The 21,599-nt window shown below is 61.6% G+C and carries 21 protein-coding genes; 12 read left to right on the forward strand and 9 right to left on the reverse strand.

Annotated features, from left to right (window positions below):
- Positions 1 to 196: 196 nt before the first annotated feature.
- On the reverse strand, positions 197 to 2,047 hold the full coding sequence (locus tag E5E97_RS13290) for a DUF3413 domain-containing protein (RefSeq protein ID WP_016350314.1): 1,851 nt from the start codon (positions 2,045 to 2,047) through the stop codon (positions 197 to 199).
- Between the two features lie 43 nt (positions 2,048 to 2,090).
- Positions 2,091 to 2,318 (reverse strand): DUF1414 domain-containing protein, encoded by a 228-nt coding sequence (locus tag E5E97_RS13295; protein WP_011705556.1) that lies wholly within the window; start codon positions 2,316 to 2,318, stop codon positions 2,091 to 2,093.
- Positions 2,319 to 2,391: 73 nt separating this feature from the next.
- Between E5E97_RS13295 and yejK the strand changes: the two genes are divergently transcribed.
- The 5 genes from yejK to E5E97_RS13320 all read left to right on the forward strand — a co-directional run bounded on the left by yejK (position 2,392) and on the right by E5E97_RS13320 (position 8,855).
- Complete coding sequence (gene yejK / locus E5E97_RS13300; protein WP_016350315.1) at positions 2,392 to 3,441, forward strand: nucleoid-associated protein YejK; 1,050 nt, start codon at positions 2,392 to 2,394, stop codon at positions 3,439 to 3,441.
- 395 nt (positions 3,442 to 3,836) lie between these two features.
- Positions 3,837 to 5,018, forward strand: coding sequence for a maltose/maltodextrin ABC transporter substrate-binding protein MalE (gene malE / locus E5E97_RS13305; protein ID WP_011705558.1), 1,182 nt, complete (start codon positions 3,837 to 3,839; stop codon positions 5,016 to 5,018).
- Between the two features lie 75 nt (positions 5,019 to 5,093).
- Complete coding sequence (gene malF / locus E5E97_RS13310; protein WP_011705559.1) at positions 5,094 to 6,746, forward strand: maltose ABC transporter permease MalF; 1,653 nt, start codon at positions 5,094 to 5,096, stop codon at positions 6,744 to 6,746.
- 12 nt (positions 6,747 to 6,758) lie between these two features.
- Positions 6,759 to 7,649, forward strand: a complete 891-nt coding sequence (gene malG, locus E5E97_RS13315) for a maltose ABC transporter permease MalG (RefSeq protein ID WP_005299600.1) — start codon at positions 6,759 to 6,761, stop codon at positions 7,647 to 7,649.
- Between the two features lie 69 nt (positions 7,650 to 7,718).
- Positions 7,719 to 8,855, forward strand: a complete 1,137-nt coding sequence (locus tag E5E97_RS13320; protein WP_011705560.1) for an ABC transporter ATP-binding protein — start codon at positions 7,719 to 7,721, stop codon at positions 8,853 to 8,855.
- A 115-nt stretch (positions 8,856 to 8,970) separates the two neighbouring features.
- Here the strand turns inward: E5E97_RS13320 and ppk2 are convergent, their stop codons facing one another.
- Entirely contained in the window at positions 8,971 to 9,786 is an 816-nt protein-coding gene (gene ppk2, locus E5E97_RS13325; protein ID WP_171280396.1) for a polyphosphate kinase 2, read from the reverse strand.
- Positions 9,787 to 9,898: 112 nt separating this feature from the next.
- On the opposite strand from ppk2, the gene E5E97_RS13330 reads away from it, so the two are divergent.
- Positions 9,899 to 10,699 (forward strand): alpha/beta fold hydrolase, encoded by an 801-nt coding sequence (locus tag E5E97_RS13330; RefSeq protein WP_171280397.1) that lies wholly within the window; start codon positions 9,899 to 9,901, stop codon positions 10,697 to 10,699.
- A gap of 88 nt (positions 10,700 to 10,787) precedes the next feature.
- On the opposite strand, the gene E5E97_RS13335 is transcribed toward E5E97_RS13330, so the two are convergent.
- From E5E97_RS13335 to E5E97_RS13345, 3 genes are read right to left on the reverse strand one after another with little or no spacing between them, the layout of a single operon-like run.
- A complete protein-coding gene (locus E5E97_RS13335) occupies positions 10,788 to 11,591 on the reverse strand; it encodes a MipA/OmpV family protein (RefSeq protein WP_171280398.1) in 804 nt (267 codons plus the stop codon).
- A gap of 39 nt (positions 11,592 to 11,630) precedes the next feature.
- Complete coding sequence (locus E5E97_RS13340) at positions 11,631 to 12,701, reverse strand: AI-2E family transporter (RefSeq protein WP_029301299.1); 1,071 nt, start codon at positions 12,699 to 12,701, stop codon at positions 11,631 to 11,633.
- 10 nt (positions 12,702 to 12,711) lie between these two features.
- Complete coding sequence (locus tag E5E97_RS13345; RefSeq protein WP_016350321.1) at positions 12,712 to 12,957, reverse strand: sulfurtransferase TusA family protein; 246 nt, start codon at positions 12,955 to 12,957, stop codon at positions 12,712 to 12,714.
- 128 nt (positions 12,958 to 13,085) lie between these two features.
- Between E5E97_RS13345 and E5E97_RS13350 the strand changes: the two genes are divergently transcribed.
- The gene (locus tag E5E97_RS13350) at positions 13,086 to 14,540 is read left to right on the forward strand and encodes a M48 family metalloprotease (RefSeq protein WP_348981351.1); all 1,455 of its coding nucleotides are present in this window, start codon (positions 13,086 to 13,088) and stop codon (positions 14,538 to 14,540) included.
- A 119-nt stretch (positions 14,541 to 14,659) separates the two neighbouring features.
- Here the strand turns inward: E5E97_RS13350 and E5E97_RS13355 are convergent, their stop codons facing one another.
- Positions 14,660 to 15,142, reverse strand: a complete 483-nt coding sequence (locus E5E97_RS13355) for a TlpA disulfide reductase family protein (RefSeq protein ID WP_171280399.1) — start codon at positions 15,140 to 15,142, stop codon at positions 14,660 to 14,662.
- 60 nt (positions 15,143 to 15,202) lie between these two features.
- Between E5E97_RS13355 and arsC the strand changes: the two genes are divergently transcribed.
- The 3 genes from arsC (at position 15,203) to E5E97_RS13370 (ending at position 17,311) form a co-directional block, all read left to right on the forward strand.
- Complete coding sequence (arsC, locus tag E5E97_RS13360; protein ID WP_103827723.1) at positions 15,203 to 15,553, forward strand: arsenate reductase (glutaredoxin); 351 nt, start codon at positions 15,203 to 15,205, stop codon at positions 15,551 to 15,553.
- The gene (locus tag E5E97_RS13365) at positions 15,550 to 15,945 is read left to right on the forward strand and encodes a DUF2069 domain-containing protein (RefSeq protein WP_171280400.1); all 396 of its coding nucleotides are present in this window, start codon (positions 15,550 to 15,552) and stop codon (positions 15,943 to 15,945) included. The genes arsC and E5E97_RS13365 overlap by 4 nt, the downstream gene beginning before the upstream one ends.
- Before the next feature lie 295 nt (positions 15,946 to 16,240).
- Positions 16,241 to 17,311 (forward strand): linear amide C-N hydrolase, encoded by a 1,071-nt coding sequence (locus tag E5E97_RS13370; protein WP_171280401.1) that lies wholly within the window; start codon positions 16,241 to 16,243, stop codon positions 17,309 to 17,311.
- Between the two features lie 36 nt (positions 17,312 to 17,347).
- Here the strand turns inward: E5E97_RS13370 and E5E97_RS13375 are convergent, their stop codons facing one another.
- Positions 17,348 to 17,968, reverse strand: a complete 621-nt coding sequence (locus tag E5E97_RS13375; RefSeq protein ID WP_171280402.1) for an ACP phosphodiesterase — start codon at positions 17,966 to 17,968, stop codon at positions 17,348 to 17,350.
- 175 nt (positions 17,969 to 18,143) lie between these two features.
- Here E5E97_RS13375 and iadA point away from each other — a divergent pair, with 175 nt between their 5' ends.
- Positions 18,144 to 19,274: a beta-aspartyl-peptidase gene (gene iadA, locus E5E97_RS13380; protein WP_171280403.1), complete on the forward strand. Its 1,131-nt coding sequence runs from the start codon at positions 18,144 to 18,146 to the stop codon at positions 19,272 to 19,274.
- 110 nt (positions 19,275 to 19,384) lie between these two features.
- Here the strand turns inward: iadA and E5E97_RS13385 are convergent, their stop codons facing one another.
- Complete coding sequence (locus E5E97_RS13385; RefSeq protein ID WP_146061850.1) at positions 19,385 to 20,287, reverse strand: lysine exporter LysO family protein; 903 nt, start codon at positions 20,285 to 20,287, stop codon at positions 19,385 to 19,387.
- A 533-nt stretch (positions 20,288 to 20,820) separates the two neighbouring features.
- Between E5E97_RS13385 and E5E97_RS13390 the strand changes: the two genes are divergently transcribed.
- Positions 20,821 to 21,591, forward strand: coding sequence for an ABC transporter ATP-binding protein (locus tag E5E97_RS13390; RefSeq protein ID WP_011705574.1), 771 nt, complete (start codon positions 20,821 to 20,823; stop codon positions 21,589 to 21,591).
- Positions 21,592 to 21,599: the final 8 nt, after the last annotated feature.

The following is a 21,599-nucleotide window of genomic DNA, read 5'->3' on the forward strand; positions in this document are numbered from 1 at the left end:
TGCATTTTTTGATGAAGGCATCAGTAGCAACGCGGGCCAACGTTTGCGCCGGCAGGGTGCTGGGCGGGCAGACAGGGGATGAAACGGGGGAGGGTGGCAAGGTGTTGGCTGAGGGCTTGGCAGCTTCATGCCAAGGTGATATCGGCAATAAAAAACCCGCTGCAGGAGCGGGTTTTCAAAGGGCACGAGGCGGCTATCAGGGGGCGCGATAGAAGCGGTTCAGCTCGTTCATCACCTGGATCATGACGCCCATGTCGGGGGTGCCGTGCTTGATGGGACGGTAGCTGTTTCGCTCCAGCAGCTCGAAGTCACCCTGCTTGTTGAAGTGGGTGATGGTGTTGCCCTGATAGATGGCAAAGTCGCGCTGATCCCCCGCCAGCAGCCAGTTGCGCGGGCTGGTGTCGAACAGGTTGCGGCCGATGCTGTAGTCCCGTGGCGCATTGCGCACCCCCAGCATGCTCTGCATCAGGGTCGGCACCAGATCCAGGTGGCTGCTCACCGGGCTCGTCGGCAGGGTATCGTTGCCGGGCCAAGCCAGCACGAACGGCACCTGCACCTGATAGGGCGAGTAGTTGGTGCCATAGCCCCAGCTGTTGTTCTGGGTCTCGTTGAACTCCTGACCGTGGTTGGCGGTGACCACGACGATGGTCTGCTCGCCGAGCCCCTGCTGTTGCAGCTGGGCCAGCATCTGTTCCAGCAACTGGTCGGTATAGAAGACCGCATTCTTGTAGCGGTTCTCCAGCTTCACCAGATTCTCGGCCTGATAGGCAGTGGCCGGGTTGAACTTGGTGAGCTCCGGCTGGAAGGGCCCCTTCACGTTGGCCGGCAGCTGGTAGTCACCCGGGCTCGACAGATAGACCAGCGAGAACCAGGGCCTGTCTGGCGAGCGCTTGGCAAGCCACTGCTGCCAGTCGCCGATGAGCTGGGTGTCGTCGGTCTGCTCGGAGACGAACACCTGCTTGCGCAGGCCGGAGAGAATGCTCTGACGGTACTTCTGGGCATCTTCCAGCGCGCCGAACAGGCCGAACTGGTAGTCCTGGCGCAGCATCTCGTCGAACAGCACCGGCGGCGTCTTGTCGTTGCGAATGTCGTCGTAGTAGTGACCCGGCAGGCCGTAGAACAGGCTGAACATCCCCATCACATCGTCGTTGCCACCGCTCATGTGGTTGGCAAAGTTGAGGTGCTGATCCGCATAGCGCTGCAGATTGGGCATGTTGATGTTGTTGAGCATGTCGGCCCGCAGGGAGTCGACCACCACGATCAGCAGGTTCTTGTGGGTCAGCGGGGCGTTGACGCTGAGCGGGCGCAGCGGGTAGCGCAAGCGGCTCGCATTGTCACCATCCTGTGACTCGGCCTTCTTCTCGTACTGATCCAGATCCAGCCAGCCGTGCTTGGCGAGGAAGCTCTTGGCGGTCATCGGGTAGGAGAGCGGGAAGTTGGCGCGCTGCATGGTGATGGGCTGATACAGAGTGGCATCGGCCCAGCTGTTGACCACGTGGGTCAGGATGAAGCAGACCAGCAGGGCCAGCCCCACCTGATTGCCGTACTGACGGCGCTTGCGCTTGTTGATCTTGCGCCAGACATAGGCCGACAGCAGCAGCTGCACCAGGAAGATGGTGGGTACCGCCACGAAGATGATGCTCCAGATCGAGCCTTCCTCGGTCTGGGCCTGATCCAGCAGCAACTGCCACACCTGGCCGTTGAGGTGGAACTTGAACAGCTGGAACACCTGGGTGTCGATGAGCAGCAGCACCAGCGCCAAAGTGGCGATGATGGCCGAGATGAAGCGCAGCGGCTTCTCCTTGGGCAGCACGAAACTCAGGGGGAAGATCGTCAACAGATAGGTGACAAAGCTCAGAAACGAGAAGTGACCGATCCAGCTGATGATGAGATAGGTCACGCCGAGCGTGGTCGACGGCCAGCTGATCGCCCCCAGGTAGCGGGTGGCAATCAGCATGGCCAGAATGATGTTGAAGAAGGAGAACCAATGCCCCCAGGTGATCAGGCGAGAAACATTATCCCGATAGGGGTTGCCGGTTTCGACCATAGTGATCCATCTGCTTGAAAAACATCAAAGAATGCGAAGAGACTCAGTGAGCATCGTGGCGATGATCCACCGAGGCGGTGAGCGCCTGGATGTATTTTTCGGTGATCGCCTGACGCTGGGCCGGGGCCATGCCATTGATGATATTGGTGGTCAGGTTGCCGAGCACCATCAGACTCAGATCCACCGGCGCTTTGTGCTTCTCCAGGGCGGTGATCAGGTCGTTCATCAGGGCGTCAAACTGCTCGTTATTGTACTTTGATACGATGGGCATAATCTTGGGTTCATCTCGGTTCAAAGCGCCTTATAATACTTCACCCTTTCGGCTAACACTATGGCTTTGTGACATGAGTCTCGATATCGACAAGATCATTCTTCACTCCCTGCGCCAGGGCGGCGATGGTCAACCTCACGCCGACACCCGCAGCCAGCTCCTGCCTGCCGATGAGGCGGTACAGGGGCTGATGGCGGAGCTGCATCGCATTTACAACGGCAAGGGGGGCAAGGGTTTTGGCTTCTTTGCCGACCCCGAGGCCGCCGTCGCCGAGCTGGCGGAGGGGGAGAGCGCCCCCAAACAGCCTTCTCCGCTCTTTCGCATCGCCCTCGAACGGCTGCTCGGCGAACAGACCGACTTCGTCCCCTTCTCGGTCGAGATGACCCAACTGCTGGTCAAGCAGCTGGTGGAGCACGCCCTCGACGAGCAGGGGGTGCTGCTGTTTGCCAAATACAACTACGTGGGGGTGGATTATCTGATGATCGCCCTGCTGGAGGGCAAGGAGAGCGTCACCGTCAGCGAGGCGCTGGAGCTGCGTCACATCCAGTATCTGGATATCGGCAAATTGAACCTGGTAGCCCGCATCGATCTGACCGAATGGAAAACCCAGCCGGATTCGCGCCGTTATATCACCTTCAGCAAGGGCCGGGTTGGTCGCAAGCTGGGTGACTTTTTCATGGATCTGCTGGGTGCCCGCGAGGGGATGGATGCCAAGATCCAGAATAAGGGGCTGCTGCAGGCGGTGGACGATTATTGCGACAGCCGCCAGCTCGAGCCGGCCGAGCGCAACGACTACAAGAAGCAGGTCTTCAAATATTGCACCGAGCAGGCCAGCGCCGGTGAAGAGATCGAGATCAAGGAGCTGTCGGCGGAATTGCCGGGCGATGGCGATCTCGATTTTTACAGCTTCATCGGTCAGGAGTACGAGCTGGAAGATCGCTTCCCGGCCGACCGTTCGACCCTGCGCGGCTTGACCAAGTTCGTCGGCTCCGGTGGCGGCCTGACTTTGAGCTTCGAGCAGAAGCTGCTTAACAGCCGGGTGTTCTACGATCCCCAGACCGATACCCTGACCATCAAGGGGGTCCCGCCCAACCTCAAGGATCAGCTGCTGCGCCAGTCGTAATGTGATCTGCTTTCCAGTTTTGGCAAAAAGACACCGCACTTCGCTGCGGTGTCTTTTTATTTAACGGGGTAGGCAGCAGCGAAACCAACTCGGTGCTTTGTTAACAAATTAAACAGAATAATCCCCGTGAAAGGGTTTTCAGTGAGGTGAAAACCCTTTCATTCATGTTTTTTTATTTCTCTTTGGTAATTTAATTTCTTAATTTGGCGATAAATATGCCAATAAATGGCGATAACCCCCTGAAATAAGAAAATGTTTTCAGAACTTTCTGGAAGAAAATACGTAATTGCGTTTCAAAAATGCGAGTTGCGTCATGTGAGGCGGTAACGGCTTGGGATAATATTCATCTCGCACACAATGCTCTTACAGCGCGGAACTAATACAAGGAAAGGCTCATGAAAAAGAAATTGCTGTCATCCCTGATCGGTCTGGCTACTCTGGGCGTGGCTTGCTCTGCCACTGCCGCCATTGACGAAGGTCAACTGACCATCTGGATTAACGGTGACAAGGGATACAATGGTCTGGCCGAAGTAGGTAAGAAGTTTGAAGCCGAAACCGGCATCAAGGTGACGGTTGCGCACCCTGATCAGGTGGAAGTGAAATTCCAGCAAGCCGCTGCCACTGGCAACGGTCCGGACATCTTCTTCTGGGCTCACGACCGTTACGGTGAGTGGGTCAAGGCCGGTCTGCTGGTCCCCGTGACCCCGAATGCAGCCACCAAAGCCAAGTTTGAACAGTTCGCCTGGGATGCCATGACCGTCGATGGCAAGACCTACGGCTACCCGGTTGCCGTGGAAGCGGTCAGCCTGATTTACAACAAGGATCTGCTGCCGGAGCCGCCGAAGACCTTCGAAGAGATCGCCAAGATTGACGAGACTCTGAAGAAGAACGGCAAGCGCGCCATCATGTGGGCCTATGACACCCCCTATTTCAGCTACCCGCTGGTGGCTGCCAACGGTGGTTATGCCTTCAAGAAAACCGCTACCGGTTATGACGTGAAAGACACCGGCGTGGCCAACGCGGGTGCCAAGGCCGGTGTCGGCTACATCTCCGAGATGATCAAGTCCGGTCACCTGGAAAAAGGCATCGACTACGGTGTGATGGATGCCAAGTTCAACAAGGGCGAAGTGGCCATGATGATCAACGGTCCCTGGGCCTGGAGCAACCTGGACAAGAGCGGCATCAAGTACGGCGTAGCGCCGCTGCCGACCCTGAAGGGTAAACCGGCCAAGGCCTTCGTTGGCGTACTGGGTGCCACCATCAACGCCGCCAGCCCGAACAAGGATCTGGCCATCGAGTTCCTGGAAAACTACCTGCTGACCGACGCCGGTCTGGCTCCGGTCAACGCCGACAAGCCGCTGGGCGCCGTGGCGCTGAAGTCCTTCCAGAAGACCCTGGAATCCGATCCGCACATCAAGGCAACCATGCAAAACGCCCAGAATGGCGAGCCGATGCCGTCCGTGCCTGAGATGAGCCGTTTCTGGTCCTCCTTCGAAACTGCCCTCAAGAACGTAACCTCCGGCCGTCAGAGCGTTGACGAAGCCCTGGATACCGCTGCCAAGCGTATCGTTCAGTAAGCACGCACTACCCGGGAGGCCGCAATGGCCTCCCACTCTCTCAAATTTCTCTTGGCGTTATAAAGGTTAATTGGCATGGAAGTAGTACCTTCTATTGAATCCTATGCCGGTCCGAAGGATAAGCACACCTGGCTTAAGTGGACCATTGCTGCTCTGGTAGCCATCCTCAACGGTTATGCAGCCGTGATGATGTACGCCAGCGGTGAGTGGGTATTCGCTCTGCTGGATCTGGTGGTGGTCTCCGTCGGTCTGTATGTCTTCATGAACAAGAAGACCTATGCCCACCGCTATATCTTCCCCGGTGTGGCCGGCATGGTTGTTTTTATCATCTTCCCTCTTGCCTACACGATCGGCATCGCCTTCACCAACTATTCGGGATCCAACCTGCTCTCCATCGAGCAGGCGCGAGATTACCATCTGAAAAAAACCTACAAGGTGGCGGGCGGTGAATTCGATTTCACCCTCTTGGGTGGTGAGAACAATCAGTTTCAGCTGCTGCTGAAACAGGACGACCAATCCTTTATCAGTCAACCCGTTACCCTGATGAGCAACAAGGCCCGTGAACTGGCTGTCCGCGAGGGCAGAGTCCATGAACCGGTGCAGGTTGTTCAGCTGCAACACCTGGAAGGGGAGGCCGTGGACAAGGTGGCACCCATTCGGGCCATCGTCGACCATCGCACCCACCTGAGCGCACTCGATCTGGTGCTGCCGGATGGCGGAACCCACCTGACCCTGAGCAGCCTGCGCAAGTTCGCCGCCCAGAAGCAGCAGTACACCCGTCTGCTGGACGGTGCCGTGCTCAAGTCCGGGGTGGTGATCAAAGACAGCAACCTGCTGCGTGACAACCAGAGCGGCGAGCTGATGCTGCCCAACGGCGACACCGGCTTCTATCAATACATCGACGAGCAGGGCCAGTTTGTCGGCAAGAGCGTGGCGCCAGGCTTCGTGGTGAGCGTGGGCTGGAAGAACTTCGCCCGCATCGTCACCGATCCGGGTATCCAGGCACCGTTCCTGCAGATCTTCATCTGGACCGTGATCTTCTCCGCCTGTTCGGTGGGCTTCACCCTGGCCATCGGCATGGTGCTGGCCTGTCTGGTGCAGTGGGAGTCCCTCAAGGGGCGCGGTTTCTACCGGGTCATGCTGATCCTGCCCTATGCCATCCCGGCGTTCATCTCCATCCTGGTGTTCAAGGGCTTGTTCAACCAGAACTTCGGTGAGATCAACCTGTTCCTGGAAGCGGCGTTCGGCATCAAGCCGGACTGGTATACCAACCCCTTCCTGGCCAAGGTGATGATCCTCATCGTCAATACCTGGCTTGGCTACCCCTACATGATGATCCTCTGCATGGGGCTGCTCAAAGCCATTCCGGAAGATCTCTATGAAGCGTCTGCCATGGACGGTGCCGGTCCGGTGCAGAACTTCTTCAAGATCACAGTGCCGCTCTTGATGAAGCCGCTGACACCGCTGTTGATTGCCTCGTTCGCCTTCAACTTCAACAACTTCGTGCTCATCCAGTTGTTGACCAACGGCGCGCCGGACATCATAGGCGCCAGCACCCCGGCCGGTACCACCGACCTGCTGGTGAGCTACACCTACCGGATCGCGTTCCAGGGCTCGGGTGGTCAGGACTACGGTCTGGCCAGTGCCATCGCCACCGCCATCTTCCTCATCGTGGGTGCGCTGGCCTTGCTCAACCTGAAATTGTCCAAAGCCGACAAGCAACTGTAAGGAGGCTTCAACATGGCAATCGTACAACCCAAATCAGTCAAATACCGGGTGTGGGCAACCCACCTGGTGATGTGGGGCTTCCTGGCACTGATCATCTTCCCGCTGATCATGGTCATCGCCATCTCGTTTAGAAACGGCAACTTCGCGGTAGGGGAGATCATCCCCTCCAACCCGACCCTGGATCACTGGAAGCTGGCGCTGGGCATGTCCATCACCAACGCCGACGGCAGCATCACGCCGCCGCCGTTCCCGGTGCTGACCTGGTTGTGGAACTCCATCAAGATCGCAGGCATCACCGCCCTGATGATCGTGGTGCTCTCCACCACCTGCGCCTACGCCTTTGCCCGCCTGCGTTTTCGTGGCAAGTCCACCATCCTGCAGGGCATGCTGATTTTCCAGATGTTCCCGGCGGTGCTGGCACTGGTGGCCATCTATGCGCTCTTCAACAAGATTGGTGACTACATCCCCTGGCTGGGTCTCAACACCCACGGCGGCCTGATCCTGGCCTACATGGGCGGCATCGCCCTGCACGTCTGGACCATCAAGGGCTACTTCGAGACCATCGACTCCTCCCTGGAGGAAGCGGCGGCCATCGACGGTGCCACCCCGTGGCAGGCATTCCGCCTGATCCTGCTGCCCTTGTCGGTGCCCATCCTGGCGGTGGTGTTCATCCTGGCCTTCATCGGTTCCATTACCGAGGTGCCCATGGCCTCCATCCTGCTGCAGGATGTGAACAATCTGACCCTGGCGGTCGGGGCCCAGCAGTACCTCTATCCGCAGAACTACCTGTGGGGCGACTTTGCCGCGGCGGCCGTGCTGTCGGGCTTCCCCATCACAGTGGTGTTCCTGCTCGCACAGCGCTGGCTGGTGGGTGGTCTCACTGCCGGCGGCGTGAAAGGTTAAGGTTCATGGCCGGGGGAGCCGACTCCCCCCGCCATCACGATTTGCAAAGATTCAAGAGCGGAGCTCGACATGGCTGAAGTAGTACTCAACAACGTTCGCAAAAATTACGACCCGGCTGTTCACAAGGACACCCTGCGCAATATCAACCTGGCCATCAAGGAAGGGGAGTTCATCGTCTTCGTCGGTCCGTCCGGTTGCGGCAAGTCCACCCTGCTGCGGATGATCGCGGGTCTGGAAGACATCACCAGCGGCGAGCTGACCATCGGCGGTCGTTACATGAACGACGTGCCGCCGGTAGAGCGCAACGTGGGCATGGTGTTCCAGTCCTACGCCCTCTATCCGCACATGAACATCTACGAGAACATGGCCTTCGGTCTGAAGCTCAAGAAGATGGACAAGGAGAACATCCACAAGCGGGTGATGCGCGCCGCCGAGATCCTGGGTCTCGAGCCGCTGCTGGACCGCAAGCCCAAGGCACTCTCCGGCGGTCAGCGCCAGCGGGTCGCCATCGGCCGCTCCATCGTCCAGCAACCGCAGGTGTTCCTGTTTGACGAACCCCTGTCCAACCTGGATGCAGCCCTGCGGGTCAAGATGCGCATCGAGATCGCCAAGCTGCACAAGGAGCTCAACTCCACCATCATCTATGTGACCCATGACCAGGTGGAGGCGATGACGCTAGCCAACCGCATCGTGGTGCTGAGCCCGCTCAAGGGCGAGGCGACCACCAACCTGGAGCAGTTCGGCACCCCGCTCGAGCTCTACCACAACCCGGACAACAAGTTCGTGGCCGGCTTCATCGGCTCTCCCAAGATGAACTTCCTGGCCGGCGAGCTGGTGGAGATTGGCGAGCAGGAGTGCGTGGTCAAGCTGACCACTGGCGATACCGTGCGTGCCCGGGTCGATGCCCGCAGCGGCGCGGTCGGCGACAAGGTGGAACTGGGTATTCGTCCCGAGCACCTGGTGCCGCTGGATCACCCCCATGCCGACAGCAAGGTGAGCGGGGTGGTGCAGGTGGCTGAACACCTGGGGGCCGAATCCTTCGTCTACATGGACGTGGCTGGGCACGACTTCACCGTCAAGGCCAGCTCCGACGTGGACGTGGCCACCGGTCAGCAGTACAGCGTCGGCATTCCGGCCGAAGCCTGCTACCTGTTCGATGCCAAGGAGCAAGCCTTCCCGCGCACGGCCAAATACATCCGCACCTGACCAGGGGCGGCTGCCGAGGTTTTCCTTTCTTTAGATTCAATGCCTTTTTGCCGGTCGCAAGACCGGCTTTTTATTGCCTGCCGTTTGGCGAGAACGGTAGACAAGGTGGCAGGGCTCAGCCCTCGAGTGCGGCGGTAATGTCGGGCACGAAGTGCTGGTTGGCCAGCGGCGGGCGCTCATACCCCTCGGTGTTGATGGGGGGCAGGGTGATGGGCTCGTAATGGATCGCCTCATAGGGCACCTTGCCCAGCAGGTGGGAGATGCAGTTGAGGCGGGCGCGGCGCTTGTCGTCCGCCTCCACCACGAACCAGGGACAATCCTCGGTGTCGGTGTAGGTGAACATGTCGTCCTTGGCGCGGGAGTACTCCACCCAGCGCGAGCGGGACTGCAGGTCCATCGGGCTGAACTTCCAGCGCTTGATGGGGGTGTTGATCCGCTCCTTGAACCGTTTCTCCTGCTCCTCGTCGCTGACCGAGAACCAGTATTTGATCACCGTGATGCCGGCGCGGATCAGCATCCGCTCGAACTCGGGGCAGGCCCGAAAAAACTCGCGATACTCGTTGTCGCTGCAAAAGCCCATCACCCGTTCGACCCCGGCCCGGTTGTACCAGGAGCGGTCGAACAGCACCATCTCACCGGCGGCGGGCAGGTGCGCCACGTAGCGCTGAAAGTACCACTGGGAGCGCTCGCGATCCGAGGGGGCGGGCAGCGCCGTGACCCGGCAGACCCGGGGGTTGAGGGGCTCGGTGATCGCCTTGATGACGCCCCCCTTGCCGGCGGCGTCGCGGCCCTCGAACAGCACCACCACTTTCAGCCCCTCCTGCTTGACCCACTCCTGCAGCTTGACCAGCTCCTCCTGCAGATGGGCGAGGTGGTGCTCGTAGGTCTTCTTGTCCAGGCGCGGGCGTTTCTTGCTCTTGTCCTTCGGCATGTTCGTCTCCTTATTGACACTTTTCCAGATTGCACCAGGCAGGCGTCACTGCCAAGAGGGTCGTGCTACACTGCCGCCCCGTCAATAGGCGGCACCAGAAACAGGAGAAAACATGAAGCAATTTATGGAGATCGCGGGCCGCCAGATGGCCTATCTGGACGAGGGGCAGGGCCCGGTACTGTTGTTTGGTCACAGCTACCTGTGGGACAGCGCCATGTGGGCGCCGCAAATCGAGGCCCTCAAGGGGCAGTATCGCTGCATCGTGCCCGAGCTGTGGGGCCACGGCGATTCCGACGCGCTGCCCGAGGGGGCCTGCACCCTGGCAACCCTGGCCCGCGATCATCTGGCGCTGCTCGATGCGCTCGGCATCGATGAGTTCGTGCTGGTGGGTCTCTCCATCGGCGGCATGTGGGGCGTCGAGCTGGCACGCATGGCTCCCGCGCGCCTCAAGGGCCTGGTGCTGATGGACAGCTTCGTCGGTCTCGAGCCGCAGATCACCTGCGAGCGCTACCTCGGCATGCTGGCGATGATCGAGCAGCTTGGCACCATCCCGGCCCCCATCGTCGAGCAGGTGGCGCCGCTGTTTTTTGCCGACCAGCCGGATGCCGGCCTGATGAGCGGTTTCAAGGCGCGCCTCGCCGCCTGGCCGGCCGACAAGGTAGCCGCCATGGTGGTGGTGGGCCGCAGCTTCGTGACCCGCGAGGATCGCATCGAGTGGCTGGAGGCGATCAGCGTGCCTGCGCTGGTGATGACCGGCAGTCAGGACAAGGCGCGGCCGGTGCTGGAAGGCTATCTGATGGCCGAGGTGCTGGGTTGCCCGTTCAAAGAGATCCCGGCGGCCGGCCACATCGCCTCGCTGGAGAACCCCGCCTTCGTCAATGAGCAGCTGGGCGCGTTTCTGGCTGCGCTCTAAGGTGTGTACTGAAGATAAACAAGAAGGGAGCCGATGGCTCCCTTCTTGTTGTGCGAGTGTGTGGCCTAGTCGTTGCCTGCGGTGCTGGCTACCAGATGTAGCCGATCCCCACACCGGCATAGAGTTCGCCAGTGTGCTGGACCAGCGGGCTGTGCTCGATGTCGCCGTCATACCATTCGTAGTTCATGGCAAACATGCCGATCCAGTCGGGACTGAAGCGATAGCTGGTGATGAGCGCCGCCATGGGGGAGAGGGTTGACCCCGTATCCCAGGCCGGGCGCTGGGTGGTGGCCTCATGCTCGGCGATGCCGCCGAAGTAGTAGTTGGCCAGCTTGTCGCTGCGCAGCATCAGCCCCATCCCCGGCATGATCAGCAGCTTGTCGCGCAGGATGGGAAAATCGGCCCACAGCAGTAGCTCCTGGCCCTTGCTGCGGCCGCTGATGTCGCTGCTGGCCCGCACGGTCAAGAGGGCGTAGGGCGTGATGAGGTTGCCACCGATCCCCCCTTCCAGCTGCCCTTTGCGCTCGTCCATGCCGGTAAACGCCGGTTCATCGGCGGGATCCAGGTTGCTAAAGCGTACCCGGCCATAACCGTAGAGGGCGACGCGCTCATCCTTGTGCAGGTAGTAGCGGGCGCGGTCTCCCAGGTACATGAATTGCTCGCCGAAATAGAGAAAGCCCGGGATGGGGTAGAGGGTGTTGTCCTGCGCCTGATAGCGGGCCTGCCCGCCGAGGAGGACGGCGCCGCCCACCAGCCCCTGCGGCACCGGACTGCTGGGGTTGGCACTGGAGAGCAGATCCAGCGAGCCGAGGTCGATGTCGGCCCGAGCTGGCAGCACGGTGAGGAGCAGGGCCGCCAGCCCTGCCCGTTTGATGGATTGCAACACGCGCATGGACACTCCGTTGTCACTGATGATGGGACGACTATCGCACTATTTGGTCGCGGCGGGCAGCTCTTCGCGCTTGGGCCAGGCGTTGAGCACCGCCTTGACCAGGGTGGCGAGGGGAATGGCGAAGAAGACCCCCCAGAATCCCCACAGGCCGCCGAACACCAGCACGGCGATGATGATGGCCACCGGATGGAGGTTGAGCGCCTCGGAGAAGAGGATGGGCTCCAGCACGTTGCCGGTGAGCACCTGAATAACGGTGTAGACCACCATCAGCCAGGTGAACTCCGGCGTCAGTCCCCACTGGAACAGGGCCACCATGGCCACCGGTACCGTCACCGCCGCGGCGCCTATGTAGGGGATCAGCACCGAGAAGCCGACCGCCACCGCCAGCAGCACCGAGTAGCGCAGCCCCAGCATGGCGAAGGCCACATAGCTGATCACCCCGACGATCAGGATCTCGATGACCTTGCCGCGGATGTAATTGAGGATCTGCTCGTTCATCTCCACCCAGACCCGGTTGACCAGGGTGCGGTTGCGCGGCAGGAAGCGGCGCAGTCCGCCCATCAGGATCTGCTTGTCCTTGAGCATGAAGAACACCATCAGCGGCACCAGAATGGCGTAGATGAGGATGGCCACCACGTTGATGAGGGAGCTGAGGGAGGCGCTCACCAGCTGCTCGCCCCCGGTCAGGATGCGCTGGCGGATGTTGTCGATGATGGTTTCCACCAGGGTGACGTTGATGAGCTCGGGGTACTGCTCCGGCAGGGTGCGCACATAGTCCTGGGCATGGGAGAGCATGGCCGGGGACTCCTTGGCGAGGTTCAGCCCCTGGCTCGCCAGGGTCGGGATGAGCCCGAGGAACGCCATGGCGGTGAGGGCGATGAACAGCAGCAGGATGAGACTGGTGGCCAGGGTACGCGAGAGCCCGGCCCGCTGCAGCCGGCTCACCGGCCACTCCAGCAGGTAGGCCATCACCAGCGCCACCAGCAGCGGCGCCAAGAGATCACCGAACAACCAGAGCACGGCGAAACAGGCCACCAGCAGCAGGAACAGGGTGACGGCATCGGGATCGGAGAAACGGGTCTGATACCAGCGCTTGATGACTTCTAACATGGCGACATCCTTAGGTTACTGGGGCTTGCCGTGGCTTGGCCCCGACCACCAACTGCAAAGAGAGGGTATTGTCTGGCGCCTCCTGCAACGTGAAGGCATGACCCTGGCGTTGCAGATAGGCGGGAATGTCCTGCCGGGAGCCGGCATCGGCCAGCCGGATGGACAGGGATTGACCGGCGTTGGCCTGACGCAGCCAGAGCTTGAGCCGGATCAGCGGCTCGGGGCAGCGCCAGGGGGTCAGGTCGAGGTATTCCATGGAGGCTCCATCGCGCGTGAGGCGGCTATTATGGCCGTGATGAGAGCGCGAAACAACGCTTGTAGCCCTTGATGGGCAAGGGTATTCTGCCGGTGTCCCGGTAGGGTCTGATTGGAGATAGAGATAACGTGGCACGCTTTTCCCCCCTGATGGCATCGCTCCCCCTGCTGGCTTCCCTGATGGGTGCCACTTTCCATGCCCAGGCCAACAACCAGCTTCCCGACATCGGCACCGCCGGGGTGGCCGCCCTGCCCATCGAGCAGGAGGTGCGCTACGGCAACGCTTTCATGCGCTTTGCCCGGGCCGGCTTGCCGATCATCGATGATCCCGTCTTGAGCCAGTACATCGACGATCTGGGCCAGCGGCTGCTCTCCAACGCCGATGGCGTGCGTTTCCCGTTCACCTTCTTCCTGATCAACGACCCCAGCATCAACGCGGCCGCCTTCCTCGGCGGGCGGGTCAAGGTGCACACCGGCCTGTTTCTCTATGCCGACAGCGAGAGCGAACTCGCCTCGGTACTGGCGCACGAAATCACCCACGTGACCCAGCGCCACATCGCCCGCTACATGGAAGCGCAGGCGAGCAGCTCCGCCATGACCCTGGCCGGGCTGGTGGGCTCCATCGCGCTGGCGGTGATCAACCCCACCGCGGGCATCGCCGCGCTGCAGACCACGCTCGGTCTCTCCATGCAGTCAGCCATCAACTACACCCGCGACAACGAATACGAAGCGGACCGGATCGGCATGAAGACCCTCTACGACGCCGGCTTCGATCCCATGGGCATGGCCAACTTCTTCCAGAAGCTGGCGGCCGAGTATCGCTACGCCAGCAAGCCGCCTGAGATGCTGCTGACTCACCCGCTGCCGGAGACCCGGATCAGCGAGGCGCGCGCCCGGGCGGGCAGCTATGGCCGCCGGGATCTGCCGCCGAGTCTCGACTTCTGGCTGGCCAAGGTGCGTATCCAGGTGCGTTTCGGCACCGAGAGCCCGCAGGCCTTGCTCACCTATTTTGACAACCGCCTGCAGAAGGGGGACTACCCGCTCAAGGATGCGGCCACCTACGGCAAGGCGCTGGCGCTGCTGCAGCTCAAGCGCACCGACGAGGCCGATGCCCTGATGCAGGAGCTGGCGACTCGCCACCCCGAGGATCTGTTCGTGGTGGATGCCCTCACCGACATCGACCTGGCCAAGGGGCGCAGCGCCCAGGCCATCGCCCGGCTCGAGAAGTTCCGCACCCGCATGCCGGACAACGAGGTGGTGGTGGTGAACCTCGGCAACGCCTATCTGGAAGGGGGCAATTACAAGAAGTCCATCGCCATTCTCGACCCCTATGCCCGCGAGCACGAAGAGAACAACCTGGCCTGGAGCCTGCTCTCCGATGCCTATCGCAAGGCGGGCAGGATGACCGATTTGCACATGGCACGGGCCGAAATGCTCTCCCTGCGCGGTGACTACCAGGCAGCCATCGACGAGCTTATCGTGGCGCGCGGCACCACCAACGACAAGTTGACCCTGGCCAGACTGGAGGCGCGCATCACCGAGCTGGAGCGGGCCAAGAAGGATCTCGACAGCCTCAAGGGCTGACGGGCCAGCAGCTCTCACCCACGACAAGGGCGCACCTCGGTGCGCCCTTGTCGTTTTATGATGGCGAAGAGAATGGCGGGAACGCCAGCCGGCTGGCGCCGCTACCAGCGGCGTTGGCGTCAGTGGTCCACCGCTTTGACTGATGCCCTGAGGGCCTCGACCCGCGATGGGGTGAGCTCACCCACCAGGGTCTGCTGGAGCTTGCCCTCGCCATCAAGCAGATAGCTGGTGGGCAGCCCGGCGGGGCGGGGGAAGGGGAGGCTCGCCTCCTGCCGGGCGATGAGCAGCGGCACCTCGATGTGGTACTGTCCGGCCAGTTTGGCGAGCTCGGCCGGGGTTGCCGGGTCGTAGTTGACCATCACCACGGCAGTTTGCCCCTCATGAGCCAGCGCCTCCAGCAGCGGTATCTCCCGCAGGCAGGGGGCACACCAGGGGGCGAAGTAGTTGACCAACAGCGGCTTGCCGGCAAAGTCGGCCAGGGCCACCGGCTGGTTCTGGCTGTCGGTGAACTGGGGGGGCGGGCTGCAGGCTGTCAGCAGGCCGGCCACAATCAGCCAACAAATTCGTTTCAATTCCTGCACTCTCGCGCTTACCCTGACCATCAGTTTCCCCTACAATAGCGCCGTTTCTTGTCCCATCTTGCGATTAATCAGGGAGTTATCATGAGCGAGACCCAAATCTACCACAATCCGCGCTGCTCCAAGAGCCGTGAAACCCTGGCCTTGCTGGAACAGCACGGGATCGCCCCGGATGTGGTGCTCTATCTGGAGCAGGCTCCGAGCGAGGCAGAGATCCGCACCCTGCTGAGCCAGCTGGGGTTCAGCGATCCGCGTCAGCTGATGCGCACCAAGGAAGATCTCTACAAGGAGCTGGGGCTTGGCGAGGTGAGCGGTGATGACCTCATTCGCGCCATGCACCAGCATCCCAAGCTCATCGAGCGGCCCATCGTGATCAAGAACGGTCAGGCCCGCATCGGTCGTCCGCCCGAGCAGGTGCTGGAGATCCTCAAGTGAGCACCCGCTTCGCCCGCCTGCTGACCCTGGTCGGCTTCTTCGGCCTGCTGGGCTGGGTCATCCTCTGGCATCTGTGGCTCTCGCCCCACCCGGATCTCAACCCCTGGCTGCTGCCGGTGATCTGGACGGTGCCGCTGCTGTTCCCGCTCAAGGGGATCGTGCAGGGCAACCCCTACACCCACGCCTGGGGCAACTTCGTGTTGATGCCCTACTTCCTGCACGCCCTGACCCTGATCACCACGGATGAGGGGGAGCGGTGGCTGGCGGTGGTGGAGCTGGTGTTCACCGTGCTCGCCTTCATCGGCACCATCTATTACGCCCGCCTGCGCGGCCGCGAGCTGAGCCTGAGCATTCGCAAGAAGAAGGGTGAGCCTTCGGCGCAGGACCACTGAGGCCCGTGTCAGCGTGCCTGCTCTGTGCAAACCGGACCTGGAGTCCGGTTTTTTTATGGATGCGCTACCCAGGCATGACACGACCGGAGTTGACGTGACAGCGGGTGGGCCAAGGGCTTGCTGGCAGTGCAGATGTCCGCTGTATCTCGCTGATCTTGCAGCCACTATGTCGACATGATCACATCTTGGCCGCCGCGAGGTGGGAGGGGGGCGGGCGGCTGACTATCCTCATTAAGCTCCCATACAGCGGCAGCCGTTAGCCTGTCCTTTTCACCAGCCTTGAGTGATGCACCCTATGAAACGCCAATCCCGCCCCCTGTTCCAGAAAACCCTGTTGGCCTTGACCATGGCCCTGTCGGTCAGCTCGCTGGCCGATGCCTGTACCCGCGCCGTTTATCAGGGCGACGGCGGTCTGGTGGTGACCGGCCGTACCATGGACTGGCGCGCCGCCATGCCGACCAACCTCTGGGCCTTGCCGCGCGGCATCGATCGGAGCGGGGCGGCCGGGCCGCACTCCATGACGTGGAACGCGCGCTATGGCTCCCTGGTCGCCGCGGGTTTTGACGCGGGTACCGCCGATGGCATGAATGAAGAGGGGTTGGTGGCCAACCTGCTCTACCTGACCGAGTCCGAGTATGTGACTCCGAGTGACCAGGATCCGCGCAAGACGCTCTCCATCTCCCTCTGGGCCCAGTATGTGCTGGACAATTTTGCCACCGTCAGCGAGGCGGTCGCCGCCCTGTCGAAGGACGAGTTCTATGTGGTGACCACCCTGACGCCGGATGGCAAGCCGGGCCAGCTGCACCTCTCCATCTCGGATGCCAGCGGTGACTCGGCCATTTTCCAGTACGTGAATGGCAAGTTGCAGATCCACCACGACCGCAGCTATCAGGTGATGACCAACTCCCCCGTGTTCGACAAGCAGCTGGCACTCAATGAGTACTGGGAGGAGATAGGCGGGCTCACCATGCTGCCGGGCACCAACCGGTCGGCGGATCGTTTCGCCCGGGCCTCTTTTTATATCAAGACCCTGCCCAAGACGGATCAGGCCAATGAGGCCGTGGCCGGTGTGATGAGCGTGATGCGCAACGTCTCGGTGCCCATGGGGATCAGCACCCCGGATCAACCCAACATCTCCACCACCCTGTGGCGCAGCGTGTCGGATCAACAGCATCGCCGCTACTTCTTCGAGCTGACCCATCTGCCCAACACCTTCTGGGTGAGCATGGACCAGCTGGATCTGAGTGTTGGCGCCCCGGTCAAGAAACTCCCGCTGACCGAGCGTCAGCTCTATGCGGGGGAAACGGCGGACAAGTTTGTGCCGGCCAAGGCGTTCACCTTCCTGCCTGCCACGCCAGGGGCCTGATGAAGCGTTGGTAGAAGGCCCCTCACGGGGCCTTTTTTATGGCCGCAAGCCTGCGTGGCCGCCAGTCTCGCGATAGTGGGCCAGCTGCTGCACGCTGTGGCTCATCAGCTGGGGGTAGAAGCGCAGAAAGCCCGCCTCGCACCCTTGCCATTGCGCTTGCTTGAGGGTGAGCAGTGCATCGCCGAGCGGCAGGGGGCGGCGCAGCCGGCGGCCGATGCCGTTGAGGGCCTGCGCCAGCCCCTCTTTGTGCTGATAGGAGGCGATCCAGTTCTGCTCCGCCATCCGTCTGAGGGGCAGTGGCAACCCATCCGGCAGACGCTCCGCATCCACCAGCAGGTGCCGGTAACTCTGCTGCAGGAAGCGGGGCAGGGCCTCGTCATGAAACTGCGGCCAGTGCAGGCTGAGCCAGTGGTCATAGAGCATGTCCACCAGGATACCGCCAAAGCGGCGCCAGGGGGCCTCGAAGCAGGCCACTGCCGCCCTGTGTTCGGGGTGACTGTCGGTGAAGGCATCTATTTTGCGGTGCAGCCAGATCCCCTCGTCGAGTTCGGTGCCGAGCGCGCTTGGCAGGGCGCCCTTGACGAAATCCCCCAGCAGGTTGCCGGTGAGGGAGCTGTGGGTATGGGCTGCCAGATGCAGGTGAGCGAGATAGTTCATGAAGGGTGACGTCAGCCAGGGGGATTGTCGCTGAGCCTAGCGGATCCGGCGGCCATTGCCTACGGGAACGGGCGCTTGGCCGTGCGGAAGTGCTTCCCACCATGACCGCCGGCTGGGTAGAGTGCAGCATGGCTGGCGCTTTGTGGCGCCCATCATCATCACGAGGAGCATGCACATGTTGACCCTGATCGAGGGCGCCGAACTCTATGGCCCGACTGCGCTGGGCCGCCAGGATCTGCTGGTGGCCGATGGCCGCATTGCCTGGCTCGGCCGGGGCTTGTCAGTCCCCGCCGACTGGCCACTGACGCGGGTGGATGGCCGCGGCCGCTATCTGGTGCCCGGGCTGGTGGATCCGCTGGCCCACATTACCGGCGGTGGTGGTGAGGGGGGCTTTGGTTTTCGCACTCCGGAGCTGGCGGCAAGGGAGGCGCTGAGGGCAGGGGTCACTACCCTGGTGGCGGCGCTTGGTACCGACAGCCTGACCCGCAGCCCGGCCCTGGTGCTAGGCAAGGTGCGCGAGTTTCGCGCCGCCGGGGTGAGCGCCTTCATGTATACCGGCTCCTACCATCTGCCGGTCAAGACCCTCACCGGCTCGGTGGAGTCCGACATCATGCTCATTCCCGAGGTGCTGGGGGTGGGGGAGGTGGCCATCAGCGATCACCGATCCAGCGCGCCGACCCACGACGAGCTGGCCCGCCTGGTGAGCGAGGCGCGGGTGGCCGGGCTGCTCGCCGGCAAGAGCGGGGTCAGCTTCTTTCATCTGGGGGACGGGCGCGGGGCGCTGGCGCCGCTGCGGGCTTTGCGCGATGGCACCGACATCCCGCTGCGCCAGCTCTATCCCACTCACTGCAACCGCAACCCCTGGCTGTTTGCCGAGGCCATCGAGTGGGGGCGGGCCGGTGGCTGGGTCGATCTCACCACCTCGAGCTTTCCGGACTTGCTGGACGATGGCGAGCGGCTGGCGGCCGACGCCCTGGTGGAGCTGCTGGCAGCCGGGGTGCCTGCCGATCGCATCAGCTTCAGCTCGGACGCCAACGCCAGCTTGCCGCGCTTCGATGGCGAGGGGCGCCTCATCGAGCTGCGCTGCGGCCAGATCGGCAGCCTGTGGCAGGCGCTGGTGGAGAGTTGCGACAAGGGGGTCGCGCTGGAGGTGGCGCTGGCGGTGGTGACGACCAATCCGGCCAGGGCGCTGGGGCTGGCGACCAAGGGCACGCTGGCGGTGGGGCAGGATGCGGATCTGCTGCTGATCGACCCCGATACGCTTACCATCGAGCGGGTGATGAGCGGCGGCCGCTGGCGCACCTGAAGGCTGCGAGTTGACGGGGAGCCTGTCACACCCGGCTCCCCTCTTTTAAACGACAAGCCCGGCAGCAGTGCCGGGCTTGTCGTTGTTGACGGTGGGTGGCTCAGGGGCAATCAGATGGCCAGGAAGCCCAGGATCAGGATGGGGCCGAGCAGGCTCAGGATAAAGCCGGAGACGATGGCCACCGGTACCACCTGGATGCCGCCGGATTTCTGGATGACCGGCAGGGTGAAGTCCAGCGCCGTGGCGCCGCCATAGCCGATGGCGGCGGAGGGGTGGCGGCGCATCAGCATCGGAATGATCAGGATGGCGATGAGCTCGCGCCCCAGATCGTTGATGAAGGCGGCGGAGCCCAGCACCGGGCCCAGCTTGTCGGCCACCAGGATGCCGGAGAGCGAATACCAGCCGAAGCTGGAGCTGAGGGCCAGGCCGTGGGTCAACGGCATGCCGAGCAGCTGGGCGGCCAGTAGGCTGCCCAGCCAGCTGCTGACGATGACGGTGGCGGCGATCTTCATGCCCCAGGGGTTGAGCAGGATCTGGCGCAGCCGCATGCCGGAGTTGCGCATCTGCACCCCGATGAGAAACAGCAGCAGCATCAGCGCCCACTCGCTCCACTTGTCGATGGGCAGGGCGCGCAGGTCGACCAGTAGCCCCAGCAAGACGCCACCCAGCACCACGAAACAGAGCTGCAGCGACTCCCACAGCAGGTGCAGCTTGCTCGGCATCGGGCCGTCGCTGGCCTCGTGGGTGGGAGGTGAGCGCCTGTCCAGCCACCAGAGGGCCAGCAGGTTGCACAGGGTAATGGCGGCGAGCATCACCCCGGCCACCTTGAAAATCACCGCCAGATTGCTGCCCAGGTTCTCCACGTAGGCGAGCCCCAGCCCCATCAGGAACAAAATGAGATAGACCATCTTGCCCAGCGATTGATTGACCAGCTTGATCAAACGGGCAGAGGAGAGGGGTACCAGATAGCCGATTACCAGCGGCAGCAGGATCAGCAACACATTGAGCAACATCGGGGCCTCGATCACAAAAACTGACAAAAATGACACCTTATCATCACTTATTGGGCCTGTGTCACATATTTGTGTGTTTGCCTGCTCCATCCGGAGCCTTTTTATCAATATGTTATGTTTTTGGTGCGAAATGAGGCCCGCTGTTGGGGCGCCGGCCCATTCTGGTGCAGCCAGAACGGGGCCTGACAGGCCCATTTTTCAACAGGATGCGCGTACTGCATGGTTGAATAAAGTCAATCTGGGTGGCTTGCTGCTAAAAGGCAGGAATCTTCTTGCCAGCCTTGCGCTATGGGTATAAAAAGGCGGTGTCATCAGGCAGGGTGGTTTAGCATTTTATGCAGACAAAGTGCTGAAAAATACCTGTTTGGCCAATAAAAATACAGACAAAACACCAAAGACCTCGGTTCTGTATTGTTTTTTAACTATCCGAGTGATATTTTCGCTGAAGGTTGCCATCGGTTAACTTTTTGTTAAATAAGCGATGGCGTGAGTCACGCCCCAGCGGCGTCTAGGGACAGACAAGGTTGTAATGGATGAGCGACGTTGCCGCACTGGAAGTTCGTGATCTGCACAAGTATTTCGGCACCCACGAAGTGCTCAAGGGCATCGATATGACCGCCCACAAGGGGGATGTCATCTCCCTTATCGGCTCCTCCGGTTCGGGGAAGTCGACCTTTCTTCGCTGTATCAATCTGCTGGAAACACCCTCTTCCGGCACGGTTTCCCTCCATGGCGAACTTATTCGCATGAAAACCAACCGGGCCGGTGAACGGTTGCCGGAGGACGTGCGCCAGGTGGAGCGCATTCGCAGCCGCTTGGCCATGGTGTTTCAAAGCTTCAATCTCTGGTCCCACATGACCATCATGCAGAACATCATCGAGGTGCCGATCCAGGTGCTCAAGGTGCCCCGCGCCGAGGCGATGGCCAAGGCGGAACACCTGCTCAACCGGGTGGGTCTGTGGGAGCGGCGCGACTACTACCCAGGTCACCTCTCCGGCGGCCAGCAGCAGCGGGCGGCCATTGCCCGGGCGCTGGCGGTGGAACCCGAGGTGATGCTGTTTGACGAACCCACCTCGGCGCTCGATCCCGAGCTGGTGGGCGAAGTGCTCGGCCTGATGCGCGAGCTGGCCGAAGAGGGGCGCACCATGCTGGTGGTGACCCATGAGATGTCGTTTGCCCGCGATGTGTCGAACAAGGTAATGTTTTTGCATCAGGGCCGTGTGGAGGAGGAGGGCAATCCCAAGGAGATCTTCGCCCATCCCAAGTCCGAACGGTTCAAGCAATTCATCTCCTCCATCTATTGATGGCCGGG

The organism is Aeromonas sp. 2692-1 (assembly GCF_013085505.1).
Taxonomy (GTDB): Bacteria; Pseudomonadota; Gammaproteobacteria; order Enterobacterales; family Aeromonadaceae; genus Aeromonas; species Aeromonas hydrophila.